We start from the raw sequence: 13,625 nt of genomic DNA, 5'->3' as shown, positions 1-13,625 counted from the left end.
GTGTGCGTACGGAAAGTTTGGAGGCGATGCGGCGCCGGGCCCAATCTACGCAAGTTGAGCGGCTTGGCGCTCGGCCTGGGCCATTTCGTAGCCGATGAGGGCTTTTTTCGTGGCCGAGCCCCAGCGGTATTCGCCCAGCACGCCCTCCTTGCGGATAACGCGGTGGCAAGGAATAAGCACCGCAATAGGGTTGGCCCCAACCGCCGAGCCAACCGCTTGCAACGCCTTGGGCTGCCCAATGGCCTGCGCAATGTGTTGGTAGCTTACCAGTTGACCGGTGGGTACCCGTAGCAAAGCCTCCCACACTTTCAGCTGAAAATTGGTGCCGCGCACCAATAGGTGCAGCGGCTGGCCCGCCACCGGCGCAAAGGCCTGGGCCACCAGCGGGGCGGTTATCGCGTCATCGGGCTCAAAAGAGGCCCCGGGCCAACTTTTTTGCAGCGCAGCCAAGGCAGCCGTTGCGTCTGGGTTGTCGGGGGCGAGTAGGTGCAGCCCGCACACGCCCCTAGGGGTGGCAGCCAGCAACGCCGGCCCGAAAGGTGTTTGGTGCACCCCGTAGGCTATGCGCACGCCCGCTCCGCCCGTACGATACTCGTGCGGCGTTACGGCCTCCAACGTCACAAACAAATCGTGCAGGCGCGAGGGCGCCGACAGCCCCGCGGCGTCGGCGGCGGCGGCTAAGCTGGCTGCTTCGGCCAACCGGGTTTTCAGGAAGTCGGCAGTGAGGTACTGCACAAACCGCTTGGGGCTAATGCCCGCCCATTCGCTAAACAAGCGCTGAAAGTGAAACGGGCTAATACTTACTGCATCAGCCACTTCTTCGAGGCTAGGCTGGCGTCGAAAATGCTCCTCTAAGTAGCGAATGGCTTGCGCAATGCGCTGGTAATCGGGGCTGCTGGCTTCGGCTGTCATAACAGATTTGTTGGGCGTAGCTCCGCAAAGCTAGGCCAGCGTAGCGGCGCGCTCAACCCGTTTCTTGCTGAAGTTGGCCGAAACCCTAGCGAATTCCCTGCTCCGGAAAGCGCCCTTGCTTGGTGCGGTAAAACGCCTTGATGGTTTCCTCGTCGGCGTCGTAGTTGCCGGTGGGGTACACGGCGGGGCCTACGCCGGCTTCCTTCCGGCTATAATCGAGGTAGCCCAGCAGAATGGGCACGTTGGCGGCCTGCGCGGCGTGGTAGTAGCCGCGGCGCCAGCGGGGCTGGTACTTGCGCGTGCCTTCTGGCGTAATCAGGATAATCAGCTCGGGGTACTGCTTAAACAACTCCGCCATGGCCTCCACCATGCTGTTGTTCTTGCTTCGGTCGATGGGCAAGGCACCTAGGCTCATCATCAGCTTACCCAGCACCGGAATGTCCGTCCACTCCTTTTTTACGGTGAAGCGCACGTTGCGCCGCATCAGAAAAAAAGCGGCCCGGGCATGGATAAAATCCCAGTTGCTGGTATGCGGGGCGGCAATCATCATGGCTTGCCGGATTTCGGGCGGAACCCCCGACGCCAAGCGCCAGCCAACCAGTTTAAACCAAAACTTCGAAAACGCCAGCCAGAAGCTGTTCATACAAAAGCAGGTGAAGAAATGCGGAAAAGAGCGCCAAAGCTAGCCAAAATCCGGCGCGGGCGCAGGTTTGTGCAGCAACGCCTCCAGTTCGGCGGCTTGGCCGAGGGTGTACTCGTAGCCAATGGCGAAAAGCTCTTTGGCAAAGCGTAAATCGGTAACCCGAAAGCGCCGCAACTCCGGAGGTTGCAGCACTAGCTCGCAGCGCTTAAGGCGGGGCGCCGTGTTGGTGCCGATGGCCAACATAAAGGTGCGCTCGGCCACGTGCCGGATCGACGTAATAGGCGCCTCGGTGTTGACGATATTGGTGTGCGCCCCAACCAATGCCAGTTCCGGTCGGTGCTGCAGCGGCTCGATGGGCAAGTTGTTGAGCAAGCCCCCATCCACGAGCACGTGCCCTAGGTACTCAATGGGCTGGCACAGCACGGGCACTGCCCCGGTGGCCAGCATTGGCGGCACCAACGGCCCCTCATCGAAGAACACGGTTTTACCGCTCGCCAAATCGGTTGCCGACAGCGTTACGGGCACCCCTAGGTCGGCGAAGGTTTGGTTGCCGGGCAGGTGCGCCGCAAACAGCTTCTCAAGCAAACCCAGGTTTACGAGGCCGCGCTTGTAGGCCGGCCGTACCAGGCGCAAAAAGCGGGTGTCGGTGAGCAGGCGCAGCACCTCGCGCGGCGGAATGCCGGCCGCATAAAACACGGCCGCAATGCCGCCCGAGCTTACCCCCGACATGGCCCCGATGGGCAGTTGCAGTTCGCCGAGCGCCTGCAGCATGCCCAGGTGGGCAATGCCGCGGGCCGCTCCGCCCGAAAGCGCCAATCCGATAGTTCGCGTGGCCAAGTGTGTGCGGGTTGCGTTACAAATCGGCGATGCGCAGCGTTTCGCCAAGCCGCACGCCGCGCTCGGTTTGCTGCACGGTGCAGGCCTCGGTGTGGGCGTCGTGCTCGAGTATTAGCACCCATTGCTCGTCGGCGGCGCGCTGCAGGGTCGCTTCTTTTTCGGCCAGGGTTTGCAGTGGGCGTACGTCGTAGCTCATCACCCAAGACATGGGCAGGTGAGCCGTCGAGGGCAGCAAATCGGCCATAAAAGCCAGTTTGCGGCCTTTGTACTCGAACACGGGCACCATCATTTTCTCGGTGTGGCCGTCGGCAAACACCATTTCGCGCACCATGGATAGCTCGTTGGGTACGCCGGCTGCCGGGTCGATAAAGCGCAAGTGCCCGCTTTCCTGAATGGGCAAAATGTTTTCTTTCAGAAAAGAAGCCTTTTCGCGGGCGTTGGGCTGCACGGCCCATTGCCAGTGCGCCTCGTTCGACCAATAGGTGGCGTTCGGAAAGGCTAGCTGCAGTTTATCGTCGGGGGTGCGCACCACCGAGCCGCCGCAGTGGTCGAAGTGCAAGTGCGTGAGCAGCACATCGGTAATATCGGACGCGGTAAAGCCCAGTTTCCGCAACGAGCCCTCCAGGGTGGCGTCGCCGTGCAGGTAAAAGTGCCCCCTGAACTTGTCGTCTTGCTTGTTGCCAATGCCGTTGTCGACAAGCAACAGGCGGTTGCCCTCCTGCACGAGCAGGCAGCGCATGGCCCAGGTGCACATGTTGTTTTCGTCGGCAGGATACTGCCGGCTCCACAACGATTTGGGCACCACGCCAAACATCGCGCCGCCGTCGAGTTTAAATAAGCCAGTGTCGAGGGTGTAAACGTTCATGGGCGCAAGATGCGCAAACCCCGGCAGCAACCGCAAGTTCCCCGTGGCTCAACACGCAAACAAGGCTTTGGCGGCGGGTTGCGTAACTTGCTCCGCTTATAGGCCGCCGGATACCACATCAATATGTGATATCAACCAGCCGGAGTGCTGCGTTATTTTACACCGTAGCGCATACTGATTACTTTGGGTGCCAGTTATGGACGACTCTTATTTGCTTGCCTTGGGTTTTGAGCGGTGGGTGTGTGATTTCCCGCTGCAAACGGCCATGTACGTGTACACGTACCCTGCCCGCGACGGCGCACGGCTTTACATTTCCGTGCCGCGCCCCAAACGCGGCCAAGCAGCGGGTTTCAGCTCTACCGAACAAGAAAACTTAAAAGCTTCCATCGACCTCTTCTTCCGCAAACACGGAGGCAAACACAGCAAGCAATCCAAGTTGGCAGTTTAGGCGCGCACTGGGTTCGGAGGTGCCAGAGCAAGCACAGCACCGTCCTCTTTCGCACGGAAGCTACCCCGCCCCTAGGTAAAAACGCGGAAAGCCTTGGCACTGCAAGCCAAGGCTTTCCGCGTTTTTGACTTACCTGGCAGGCGTGGCCATGGACAGGACACAGATGGCCGAAAAAAAGCAAACGCCCCGCAGCGGGGTGCTGCGGGGCGTTGTGCGGTTCGGACGGGACTCGAACCCGCGACCTCCGCCGTGACAGGGCGGCATTCTAACCGACTGAACTACCGAACCAACTTGCAAGTGCCGGGGCGTTACCCCCGATTGCGTTGCAAAGGTAGAGCGCCTTTTTGGATTACAGCAACACTTGCTCTATAAAATCGGGCAAAAAAAGGCGTTTGCGGCCCCAAGCACCTGATTAGCAGCCAAAGAAAATTTCAAAATACCGGTAGTCAAGTCAGTTTTGCGTGGCCTCAGGGACTCCGTAGAAGCAGGAAGTCGCAGGGCGCACTGCCTCCTTGCTTGCCTAGGTGCGCCCCGGGCACATGCGCACAAGAGCTGGGGCGCAGCGCGAAACCCGCCGACAAACAACTATGCGCCGAGCATAGCGCAACATCGAACTCGGTATTGAACAGTTCGCCGCCCCCTGCTGGCTTGCCGCCCAACCGGCAGCGCGGCCGAACCTAGGGCGCTAACTGTTGCACGACGCCTCCGTTGGGGCCGATGGCCTAAATGTTGCAACGCTCGGCGCTTCGGATTGGCAACCGGAAACGCCACCAAAAGCAAACGCCCCGCAGCGGGGTGCTGCGGGGCGTTGTGCGGTTCGGACGGGACTCGAACCCGCGACCTCCGCCGTGACAGGGCGGCATTCTAACCGACTGAACTACCGAACCAACTTGCAAGTGCCGGGGCGTTACCCCCGATTGCGCTGCAAAGGTAGAGCGCCTTTTTGCCTTGTTGCAAGCCCCAGCGCAAAGTTTTTTACGAAAATGTTACCTCTAGCGGCTTTGTAGCTGATTGTGAGCCATAAAATTTTTAGCGCAGATTGCGGGCCTTGTTCGCAGCAGGCTTGCGTTGCGTCGCTTACCTTTGCCCTCCCCCATTTTCCACCTTAAGACTTCCTCCGTGGCGGTTTGCATGCCGCCCGTTTGGCTATGCTGCTCGATTTCGAACAACCAATTGCCGCCCTCGAAGGCAAACTCCGCGAAATGCAGAAACTGGCGCAGGAAAGCCAAGTTGATGTATCGGAAGCGGTAGAGGCGCTGGAGGCCAAGATCAAGGCCCTTAAGAAAGAAACGTACGCAAACCTCACGCGCTGGCAGCGGGTGCAGCTTTCGCGCCACCCCGACCGCCCCTACACGCTCGACTACATCGAGGGCATGACGCAGAAGTTCGTGGAGCTGCACGGCGACCGTACCGTGGCCGACGACAAAGCCATGGTGGGCGGCTTTGCCGAGCTTGATGGCCGCACCGTGATGTTCATCGGGCAGCAAAAAGGCCGCAATACCAAGCAGCGCCAACTGCGCAACTTCGGCATGCCCAACCCCGAAGGCTACCGCAAAGCCCTGCGCCTGATGAAGCTGGCTGAGAAATTCGGCAAGCCCATTGTTACGCTGATCGACACGCCGGGCGCTTTTCCGGGCCTCGAGGCCGAGGAGCGTGGCCAAGGCGAAGCCATTGCCCGCAACCTGAAGGAAATGTTCATGCTGAAGGTGCCGGTTATCTGCATCATCATCGGCGAGGGCGCTTCGGGCGGCGCGCTGGGCATTGCCATCGGCGACCGGGTGCTGATGCTGGAAAACACTTGGTACTCGGTGATTTCGCCGGAGTCGTGCTCGAGCATTCTGTGGCGCTCCTGGAATTACAAGGAGCAAGCCGCCGAAGCACTGAAGCTGACGGCCACCGATATGCTAAAGGCTGGCCTGGTTGACGGTATCGTGAAGGAGCCCCTGGGTGGCGCCCACACCGATACCGCCCGCATGATCGAGACCTTGAAGAAAACCATCGCCAAAACCCTCGACGAACTGGAGGCGCTTCCCTCCGATGAGCGCATTTCGCAGCGCATCGATAAGTTCGGCCGCATGGGCGTGGTGGTCGAGTAAGCCCTGGTTGCCAATGCTGCACACGTCGGCCCCGCACCTAGGTGCGGGGCCGACGTGTTTTTAGGGCCTACGACTTGCTTCAACTGCGCGGCTAACTTCTGCAGGTCGGGGCGGCAAATCGGAGCTTTCGGCTACCGGGCACAACATTCTCTTCTCTCCCGCAAAATGCCCAGCCAATTGATCAAACCCAGCTCAATCTAACCCGACGCGCTAGATGCAGATTAATTTACTGCGTTTTTGAACTCTCTTTTAAATTAGTCAACATGTTTATAATCAACATATTATATATAAATAGTTTATTAAACAAGGCTGACTAACCACCTAGCCGGCGCTTAGAAGCCTGATTGTGGCACGCATTTTTCAGTAAGGCAACCGAATCGAACGATACACCTAACCCTTTCATCGGTACCATGATCAGGATCCTGCTATTGTGTTTTGCGCTGCTGGTGAGCAGCATCGCCGTACCTGCCGAAGCTGGCCGCATCAGCGCTTATGCCAAGGCCAAAATGAAGGGCCGGGTGTACGTTCATCGCCCCAACTACAAACGCTACAAAGGCTGGAAGTTCTCGCAGCGTCATCGCCGCAGCAAATCCGGCAAGCTCAAGGCTAGCAAAGCCGCACCGCGGTTTGTACGCGCTGCGCATAGCACCCGCCGCTAACACCCTTTACTCGGCAGTACGCCGATAAGTGCAAGTAGGTGAAGTGACGAGCACTTGTAAGCCCCCGCCAGGTAGTGCACTTGGCGGGGGCTGTTTTTTGCCCTGGGTGCCAGGGCCATTGTGTCGGCTAGGCACTGCGCGGGTAATTTGGTATGCGCTTGGCGCATTCGTAAGTAGCACTTGTTCAAGCCGAATGCATACGCCCGACTACTTGTGGCATAGGCTTGGTTGGGCCAACAGGCCAAACATACCGATGGCTGCGCTTTACCATTTGCTAACACTCGCTTGATGCTGAGCTAACCAAGCCATGACGATAGCGTAAACGCGCGGTTACCTCCCCGTAACAAGGCCGAAATAGTTTTGCCCCGTCCGATTTGGATATCCATATCACCAACCAATCAACGGGTTATGAACACCACTACCCTTTCGGCTCGGGTTGCCGCTTGCTTGCTGGCACCGGTTCTGCTGATTAGCTGCGAGAAAAAAGACAGCGCAAAGGAAGAACCGCAGCTCGTGGCCGTGGAGCTAAAAAACCATTCGGTAACACCGGCTTTGGTAAAGCCCCTGCCCGGCTTCGAAAACCTAGGTATTTACTCGCTCATTAGCTCCGACGACGTATTGCCGGCCTCGCCGCGCTTTATGTTCGGTGGCTCGGCCGATGGCGCTGGCTTGCTGAAAGCTCCCAATGGCCAAGGGTACGTGCTCGTTACCAACCACGAGGACAACATGAGCATTTCGCGCGTGTGGCTCGATGAGAAGTTTAAGCCTGTGCGCGGCGAGTACCTGCTCAACGCCAACGGCGGCCGCTGGCGTTTGTGCTCGGCCACCATGGTTACGCCCGAGGAGCATGGTTTTGGCCCGTACTTCTTGAGCGCCGGCGAAAGCTCCGTTGATGCCCAAACCCACCTCATCAACCCATTTGGCGACACGCTTAGCCAAAATACGGCCCGCGGCATACGCGGCCTGGGCTACTGGAGCGCCGAAAACGCCGTGCCGCTGCCCAAAACTGCCTACGCGGGCCAAACGGTGGTGCTCATCGGCGAAGACGCCTCCGATGCTACCGGGGGCCAACTAGTAATGTACCGCAGCACCGTGGCCGGCGACTTGGACGGGGGCCAGCAGTACTTGCTGCGCCGCCTCGACCAAAACCAACGCGAAACCGACATGGTGGTGGGCCAACGCTACGACGTAGAGTTTGCGGCCATTCCGAACGCCAACTCGCTGACGGGCACGCAGCTGCAGGCGCAGGTAGATCCGCTGAAAGCCATCAAGTTCGGCCGGGTTGAGGACATCGACTACCGCAAAGGCACCGGACGCAGCCGCGAGGTGTACTTCAACGTAACGGGCCAAGACCGCAGCGGTGCCAACGCCGATGGCTCGCGCACCAAATTCGGCCGCACCTACCGCCTCGTGCTCGACGCTCAAAACCCCTTGCGAGGCACCTTGGAGGTGATACTGGATGGCGACAACCGCACCGCTGCCAACAAGGCGGCCGATTTCCAGAATCCCGACAACCTCTGCGCCACCGAAAACTATGTGTACATTCAGGAAGACTCGAACGGCTACGGCCAGGAGACGCACGACGCCTACGTGTACCAGTACAACATTGCCACCGGCGAGCTGAAGCGGGTATTGGAACTCGACCATCGTCGCAATGCCCCCGACGCGGGCACCTACAACGTAGGGCGCACCTCGGCCTACGGCTCGTGGGAATACGGCGCCATGTTCGATATCTCAGAGCTGATCGGTGAGCCGAACACGTTTGCCCTCTGCATTCAGCCCCATACCTGGACGGGCACCAAGTACCGCAACGGCGGCGCCCGCCCCAACAACGGCAACAGCCAAGCCAGCCAAATAGTGGTGTTGCGCGGCTTGCCGCGCTAGCACCCTCGCTACCAAGGCCCCGACCAGTAATGGCCGGGGCTTTTTTTACGTGCTACCCGTTTTACTCGACACCCCATGCATCGATTGACTTTGGCACTGGCCGCCTTGCTGTTTGCATTGGTGGTGGGTTGGAGTGCCTGCCAACGGCCCGGCTCTGGCCCGCACACCCAAGCCCCTGCCAGCCAGGCGCTGCAACAATACCTAGGGCACATTCGCTTGTTCGATGCGGACTTGCTGCAGCTGCGCCAGGCCGTAGCCTCCAACCAACCGCTTAAGCAGCAACACGCCGCCTTTGCCCGCGCCCGGCTGCAGTACAAAAAGCTGGAATACTTAGCCGAATATTACAGCCCTTCGTTAGCGAAGTTGCTGAACGGCCCGGCGTTGGTTGAGGTAGCCGAGTACGACCAAACCCAGCGCCAGATTCCGCCCGAAGGCCTGCAAGTAGTCGAGGGGTTTCTGTACCCACAGGCCTACGCAGCCGGGCAGCGGCAGTTGTTGCTCGATCAGCTCGACATGATGCGCAGCACCGTGCAAAGCTTGCAGCGGGCGGCTTCCACCATTGCGCTTACCGATGCCCACCTCTTCGACGCCGCGCGGTTGCAACTGTTCCGGGTGCTGACGCTCGGGCTGGCAGGCTTCGATACGCCCGCTTCGCCGGGGGCCGTGGCCGAGGCCGCAGCCAGCCTAAGCGCGCTGGAAACCGCACTGCGCCCGTACGCACAGCACCGCGCCGACCGGCTATTGCCATTAACCCAACGCTTTGCCGCTGCCCAAACCTACCTAGGGCAGCACCCCAACGCTGCCAACTTCGATCGGCTCACCTTCCTCACGGAGTACGCCCACCCCCTGGCCCGCGAAATTTGGGCAACGCAACGGGCGTTGGCAATCAACTTTTTCCGGGAGGCCCGGCCTTTGCGCCCCGATGCCGCCACGCTGTTTGAGCCCTTCGCTTTCGATGCCAATTGCTACGCTCCCACGCCCGGACAGGCAGCCACGCCGGCGCAAATACACCTAGGGCAGCAGCTGTTTTTCGATCCGGTGCTGTCGGGCAATGGGCAACGCAACTGCGCCTCCTGCCACCGGCCTAGCCAAGCGTTTGCCGACGGGCTAGCCAAGAGCCTGGCATTTGATGGCCGTAGTACCGTGGCCCGCAACGCACCGAGCTTATTGAACGCCGCGCTGCAACGTACCCAGTTTTACGACGGCCGCGTGCTGTACCTCGAAGACCAAGCCGCTGAGGTAATCAACAACCCCAATGAGTTGCACGGTTCGCTAAGCCAAGCTGCCCAGGCCCTAAACCAACACTCCGCTTACCGGGCGGCGTTTGCGGCGGCCTACCCCGCAACGCGCCATCAGCCCCTGGGCGAACAGCACATTAAGGCAGCGCTGGCTGGCTATGTGCGCTCGTTGGTGCGGCTCAACGCCCCCTTCGACCGCTACGTGCGCGGCGAAAGGCAGGCGCTTTCTGCCTCTGCCAAACGGGGTTTCAACGTGTTCATGGGCAAAGGCAAGTGCGGCACCTGTCATTTCATGCCCTTGTTCAATGGCACTGTACCTCCCGCGTTCGAGCGCAGCGAAAACGAAGTACTGGGCGTGCCCGCACAAGCCAGCCTGCACCCGCGCCGCCTCGACGCCGACCCCGGCCGGCAGCGAATATTGGGCATCGAGTGGCAACGCCACGCTTTTAAAACGCCTACCGTACGAAATGTGGCCCTCACGGCCCCGTACATGCACAACGGGGCCTACCGCACCCTCGAGGAAGTAGTAGAGTTTTATGCCCGTGGCGGTGGCGCTGGCCTGGGGCTGAATGTACCTAACCAAACCCTGCCTTTTGATAAGTTGGAGCTTACTGCAACCGATAAGCGCGACTTGGTAGCCTTTCTGCACGCCCTCACCGATACCAGCGGGGTGCTACAACACCGTGCTTTGCCCGGGTTTGGCGCAAGTCCGCTGGCTGCTTCGGCCGCCGACCAGCTATTCCCCAAGCAACGCTAAGCCTGTTGGCTCGGGCACATGCGAAGCTGTTGAGCCGCGGCTACAAGCACACTACCACGACCCAACGGCTTCGCTTTCGGGGCTCAGAACACCGGATACGCGCTGGTGCACTTCGCGCAACGGCACGCCTGCCACAAAGCGCATGAAGCCCTGGCACCTAGGGCATATTTACGAAAGACCAAGCTGCGCTTCACTTCGACCCCGCGCCCGCGCTAACGAAAAAGCTTGTGGGGCAGCAAGGTACGCCCCGTGCGCATGCAGCACTGCCCAACCGCCTGGTTGGCCTTATTGCGCCTGTGCCACTTTAGTAATTTTGAACTCGACGCGGCGGTTAAGCCGGCGGGTTGATTCGCGGGCGTTGCTGGCCCTGGGTTTGGCGCCCCCAAACCCCACGCTGGCAATGCGTTCGGCGGCAATGCCGTGGTGCACCAAATACGTTTTAACGGCGGCGGCCCGTTTCTGGCTCAGCACCACGTTTTTCTGCGGGTCGCCTACGTTGTCGGTGTGCCCTAGCAGCTCGATGGCAATGCCCGGGTTGGCCGACAAGATGCCCACCAGCTGATCCAGCGAAGAATGCGACGACGCCAAGAGCACCGCCTTGCCTTGCTGAAACTGCACGTCATCGAGCGGAAGCGTTACACCTTCGGCCAAGGGCTGTAACAAGATGTCTTCGGCGTAGGAGCCGGCATTGGCGCTGTAAAAGCTGTTGGCCACCACGTAGCCCCCAAGTTGCGCCTGGCCCACATACGAGCGGCCCGGCTCCACCTCAATGGCAAACGACCCGTCGGCACCTAGGGCCACGATTTTTTCTTCGCCTACGCTGTTGCGCAGCTTGTAGCGGGTTTGGGGCAGGGGTTGCAGCGTTACCGCATCGAGGATGCGGCCGCGCCACACTGCGGCCCTAGGTGGCGCGGAGGCGGCAGGCGCCGGCAGCACGGGGGCAACCGCCACGGCGGGTGTTTGCGGGGGCGGCACTGCATCGAATAGGTTGCAGCCGGCCAAATCGGTGTAAACGCCGCGGCGCACCAACTGCGCTTGCCGCGCTGCCAAATCAACGCGGTACAGAGCTTTGGGCCCGGCCAAATACAGCACCGGCTTGCCATCGGGTCCGGCTTGCATCAGCACGTCGCTGTAGCCGCCGCGCTTGGGCAGGCCGTCGATCTGCAGCATCTCCGGAGCAGGCTGCTGCGATTTCAAATCGATTTTAAGCAACGAGCCATCGGTACTGTACACCTGATACACCGTGTCGTGGTCGTCGAGGCAGAAGTTGGCGTGGGTGCCGGCGCCCGAAAAGCTGATGGCCGCGTAGTACGCAGCCCGCCGTACCGGGTCGTTGTTCCACACCACCCTCACGGAGCTATCGGCCGGGCTTACCTTCACCAGTTTGTTGCCGTCGGAGGTGATGAAGTACAGGTCGCCTTGTGCGTCGGTGGCGGCCGATATCCATACGTTTTCTTCGCCCTGGGCCGGCAAACGCCACGGCGTGTAGCCTCCTTCGCGGGTGGCTGGGTTGTAGCGGTACACGTACTCGGGCGCGTCGGTGGGCGCTTTGGTTACCGAGTACAAGCAATTGTCGAGCCCTTTGGCCAAGGCGTACGACTGAAACGGCAGCACCGCCCGGTGAATGGTGGGCTGGGCCGACGGATTGCCTACCGAAAACTCGTGAATGGTGCGGCAATCGTCTTCCCAAATACCGTTGCGCTGCCGCAAAGCTGCAATGCCATACATTTTATCGTCGCAGCTCTGCCGCACCACCGGGGCCTTTGCCGCCGTAGGTTTGGCCGGAGCCGGCGCCACGAAACTGAGCGATTCGAGCAGTTGCCGGCCCTCGGGCAAGTAATCAGGGTCTTCGCTGATGGCGGCCTGGTATTCGAGCCGGTACTCGTAGCCGTTGCGCCAAACCCGCCGCCCTACCACGTGGGTGCGCAAAGCCGGCGCGGGCGCAGCGGAGTAGGTGTAGTCGTACCGGACTTCGTGGTAGGCGCCGTTGGCGTGCTCGGCCAGGCGCAGCACTTGCGCCTGGGGCTGCCGACGGATGCCCACCCACACCGAGTCGATGAGTTCGTGGCCTGCTGGGTTTGCTTGTGCTGTTGCCAACACCGCTGCCGCGCGCGCGCCACCGCCCGCGTAAAAAGCAGCGGTGGCGTGGTCGGGCTGGCGCTCCAGCTGCCAGCCGCGCGGGTAGCTGATGCGGTAGCCAGCCTGCGCATCCCGAAACACCTGTGGCTCTGAGGCGGCGTTCTGCGCGTGCAGCTCAATCCAGCCCACAGCCAGAACCAGCAACAGTAACAACCTCATGGGAAAACGCAGCGGAACAAACGTAGGTAATGTTCAAAATTACGGAAGCTTGCCGTGTGCTGCGGTATGCCGGCCAGAATAATCCGCTGCAAGGGTTGCCAGCCTTTTTTGACGCAGGCTTTGCCTGCGTTAAATCCAACTGGCGAGTTCCTAGGTAGGTTGGGGCCATTTGCCTGTTGGGTGCTGCCGAGCAGCTGTTTTTGTTTGCGTGAAAACGGTCTACCGGGCATGCAGCCCTGAAATTGAATAAATCAGTCGCAAGTATGCCCGACAGCCTGCCGAACGGTGTCGGAAGTTGCCTAATTTTGCCAACTGAACAGTGCTGATCAGCACTTAAGTAGTCGGATATGAAGAAGTTTTTTACCCTTTTTACTTTGCTGGTGCTGGGTGCATCGGCCGGTTACGCCCAATCCGAACCGGGTGCGGAGCGCAAAAAATATTTGCGCCCCAAAAAAGACGATGAGTGCCAGTACGTGCAAAACGTAACCAAAAACACCGAGGAAGATCAGCAGGTAGAAGGCACGTACACGCGTGTGGCTTACCGGCCGTATTCCGAAATGCTGGTAGTCATCAACGAGCTCAAGAAAATGAACAACTGGGCCGACAGCACCTACCAGCGCCACTTTAACAACCTGCCCGCCGGGGGTACGCTGGTGATTACCATGCACCGGAAAGGCGCCAAAAACGCTGACCCCAGCTTGCTCACTGTAACCGCCACCACCAAGGACGGCAAGCAACTCTTCAGCCAGCAACTCACGCCTGGCACGGGTCGCTTCTGGAACCGCGACTTGTACATGAGCACCCGCACTATACCATTTGTTAAAGCCGAACAGCCTGGCCCCATTCAGCTAAGCATTGCCGACGACAAGCTAAAGCAACGATTTGACTACATTGTAGTTACAGAGTAGTTTTACTCATATACAAAAACAAAGCTGCCGACTAGCTTAACTTGCTTAAGTCTAACCGACAGCTTTGTTTTTACATATGT

At 59.9% G+C, this 13,625-nt stretch carries 11 protein-coding genes and 2 tRNA genes; 6 read left to right on the top strand and 7 right to left on the bottom strand.

What is annotated here, in order from left to right:
- Positions 1 to 45: 45 nt before the first annotated feature.
- The 4 genes from D3Y59_RS03745 to D3Y59_RS03730 all read right to left on the bottom strand — a co-directional run bounded on the left by D3Y59_RS03745 (position 46) and on the right by D3Y59_RS03730 (position 3,257).
- Positions 46 to 912, bottom strand: a complete 867-nt coding sequence (locus D3Y59_RS03745) for a methylated-DNA--[protein]-cysteine S-methyltransferase (protein WP_119443838.1) — start codon at positions 910 to 912, stop codon at positions 46 to 48.
- A gap of 85 nt (positions 913 to 997) precedes the next feature.
- Positions 998 to 1,555, bottom strand: coding sequence for a 1-acyl-sn-glycerol-3-phosphate acyltransferase (locus tag D3Y59_RS03740; protein WP_119443837.1), 558 nt, complete (start codon positions 1,553 to 1,555; stop codon positions 998 to 1,000).
- A 39-nt stretch (positions 1,556 to 1,594) separates the two neighbouring features.
- Positions 1,595 to 2,392 (bottom strand): patatin-like phospholipase family protein, encoded by a 798-nt coding sequence (locus D3Y59_RS03735; protein ID WP_240410503.1) that lies wholly within the window; start codon positions 2,390 to 2,392, stop codon positions 1,595 to 1,597.
- Positions 2,393 to 2,408: 16 nt separating this feature from the next.
- A complete protein-coding gene (locus tag D3Y59_RS03730; RefSeq protein WP_119443836.1) occupies positions 2,409 to 3,257 on the bottom strand; it encodes an MBL fold metallo-hydrolase in 849 nt (282 codons plus the stop codon).
- 196 nt (positions 3,258 to 3,453) lie between these two features.
- Between D3Y59_RS03730 and D3Y59_RS03725 the strand changes: the two genes are divergently transcribed.
- Positions 3,454 to 3,705, top strand: coding sequence for a hypothetical protein (locus tag D3Y59_RS03725; protein ID WP_119443835.1), 252 nt, complete (start codon positions 3,454 to 3,456; stop codon positions 3,703 to 3,705).
- 214 nt (positions 3,706 to 3,919) lie between these two features.
- Here D3Y59_RS03725 and D3Y59_RS03720 read toward each other — a convergent pair.
- Positions 3,920 to 3,993: transfer RNA gene (locus D3Y59_RS03720), tRNA-Asp, on the bottom strand.
- A gap of 525 nt (positions 3,994 to 4,518) precedes the next feature.
- Positions 4,519 to 4,592, bottom strand: a tRNA-Asp gene (locus tag D3Y59_RS03715).
- Between the two features lie 261 nt (positions 4,593 to 4,853).
- Between D3Y59_RS03715 and D3Y59_RS03710 the strand changes: the two genes are divergently transcribed.
- The 4 genes from D3Y59_RS03710 (at position 4,854) to D3Y59_RS03695 (ending at position 10,339) form a co-directional block, all read left to right on the top strand.
- The gene (locus tag D3Y59_RS03710; RefSeq protein WP_205590869.1) at positions 4,854 to 5,801 is read left to right on the top strand and encodes an acetyl-CoA carboxylase carboxyltransferase subunit alpha; all 948 of its coding nucleotides are present in this window, start codon (positions 4,854 to 4,856) and stop codon (positions 5,799 to 5,801) included.
- Positions 5,802 to 6,211: 410 nt separating this feature from the next.
- Complete coding sequence (locus D3Y59_RS03705) at positions 6,212 to 6,460, top strand: hypothetical protein (protein WP_162910521.1); 249 nt, start codon at positions 6,212 to 6,214, stop codon at positions 6,458 to 6,460.
- Between the two features lie 408 nt (positions 6,461 to 6,868).
- Complete coding sequence (locus tag D3Y59_RS03700; protein WP_119443833.1) at positions 6,869 to 8,344, top strand: alkaline phosphatase PhoX; 1,476 nt, start codon at positions 6,869 to 6,871, stop codon at positions 8,342 to 8,344.
- A 75-nt stretch (positions 8,345 to 8,419) separates the two neighbouring features.
- Positions 8,420 to 10,339 (top strand): cytochrome-c peroxidase, encoded by a 1,920-nt coding sequence (locus tag D3Y59_RS03695; protein WP_119443832.1) that lies wholly within the window; start codon positions 8,420 to 8,422, stop codon positions 10,337 to 10,339.
- A gap of 285 nt (positions 10,340 to 10,624) precedes the next feature.
- On the opposite strand, the gene D3Y59_RS03685 is transcribed toward D3Y59_RS03695, so the two are convergent.
- Positions 10,625 to 12,637 carry an OmpA family protein gene (locus D3Y59_RS03685; RefSeq protein WP_119443830.1) on the bottom strand — a complete coding sequence of 671 codons (2,013 nt, stop codon included), beginning with the start codon at positions 12,635 to 12,637 and terminating at the stop codon, positions 10,625 to 10,627.
- Between the two features lie 347 nt (positions 12,638 to 12,984).
- Here D3Y59_RS03685 and D3Y59_RS03680 point away from each other — a divergent pair, with 347 nt between their 5' ends.
- Positions 12,985 to 13,545, top strand: a complete 561-nt coding sequence (locus D3Y59_RS03680; RefSeq protein ID WP_119443829.1) for a hypothetical protein — start codon at positions 12,985 to 12,987, stop codon at positions 13,543 to 13,545.
- Positions 13,546 to 13,625: the final 80 nt, after the last annotated feature.

The organism is Hymenobacter oligotrophus, from assembly GCF_003574965.1.
Taxonomy (GTDB): Bacteria; Bacteroidota; Bacteroidia; order Cytophagales; family Hymenobacteraceae; genus Solirubrum; species Solirubrum oligotrophum.
Note: the sequence above shows the minus strand (reverse complement) of the source record. Positions and strands in the feature narration are given on the sequence as shown.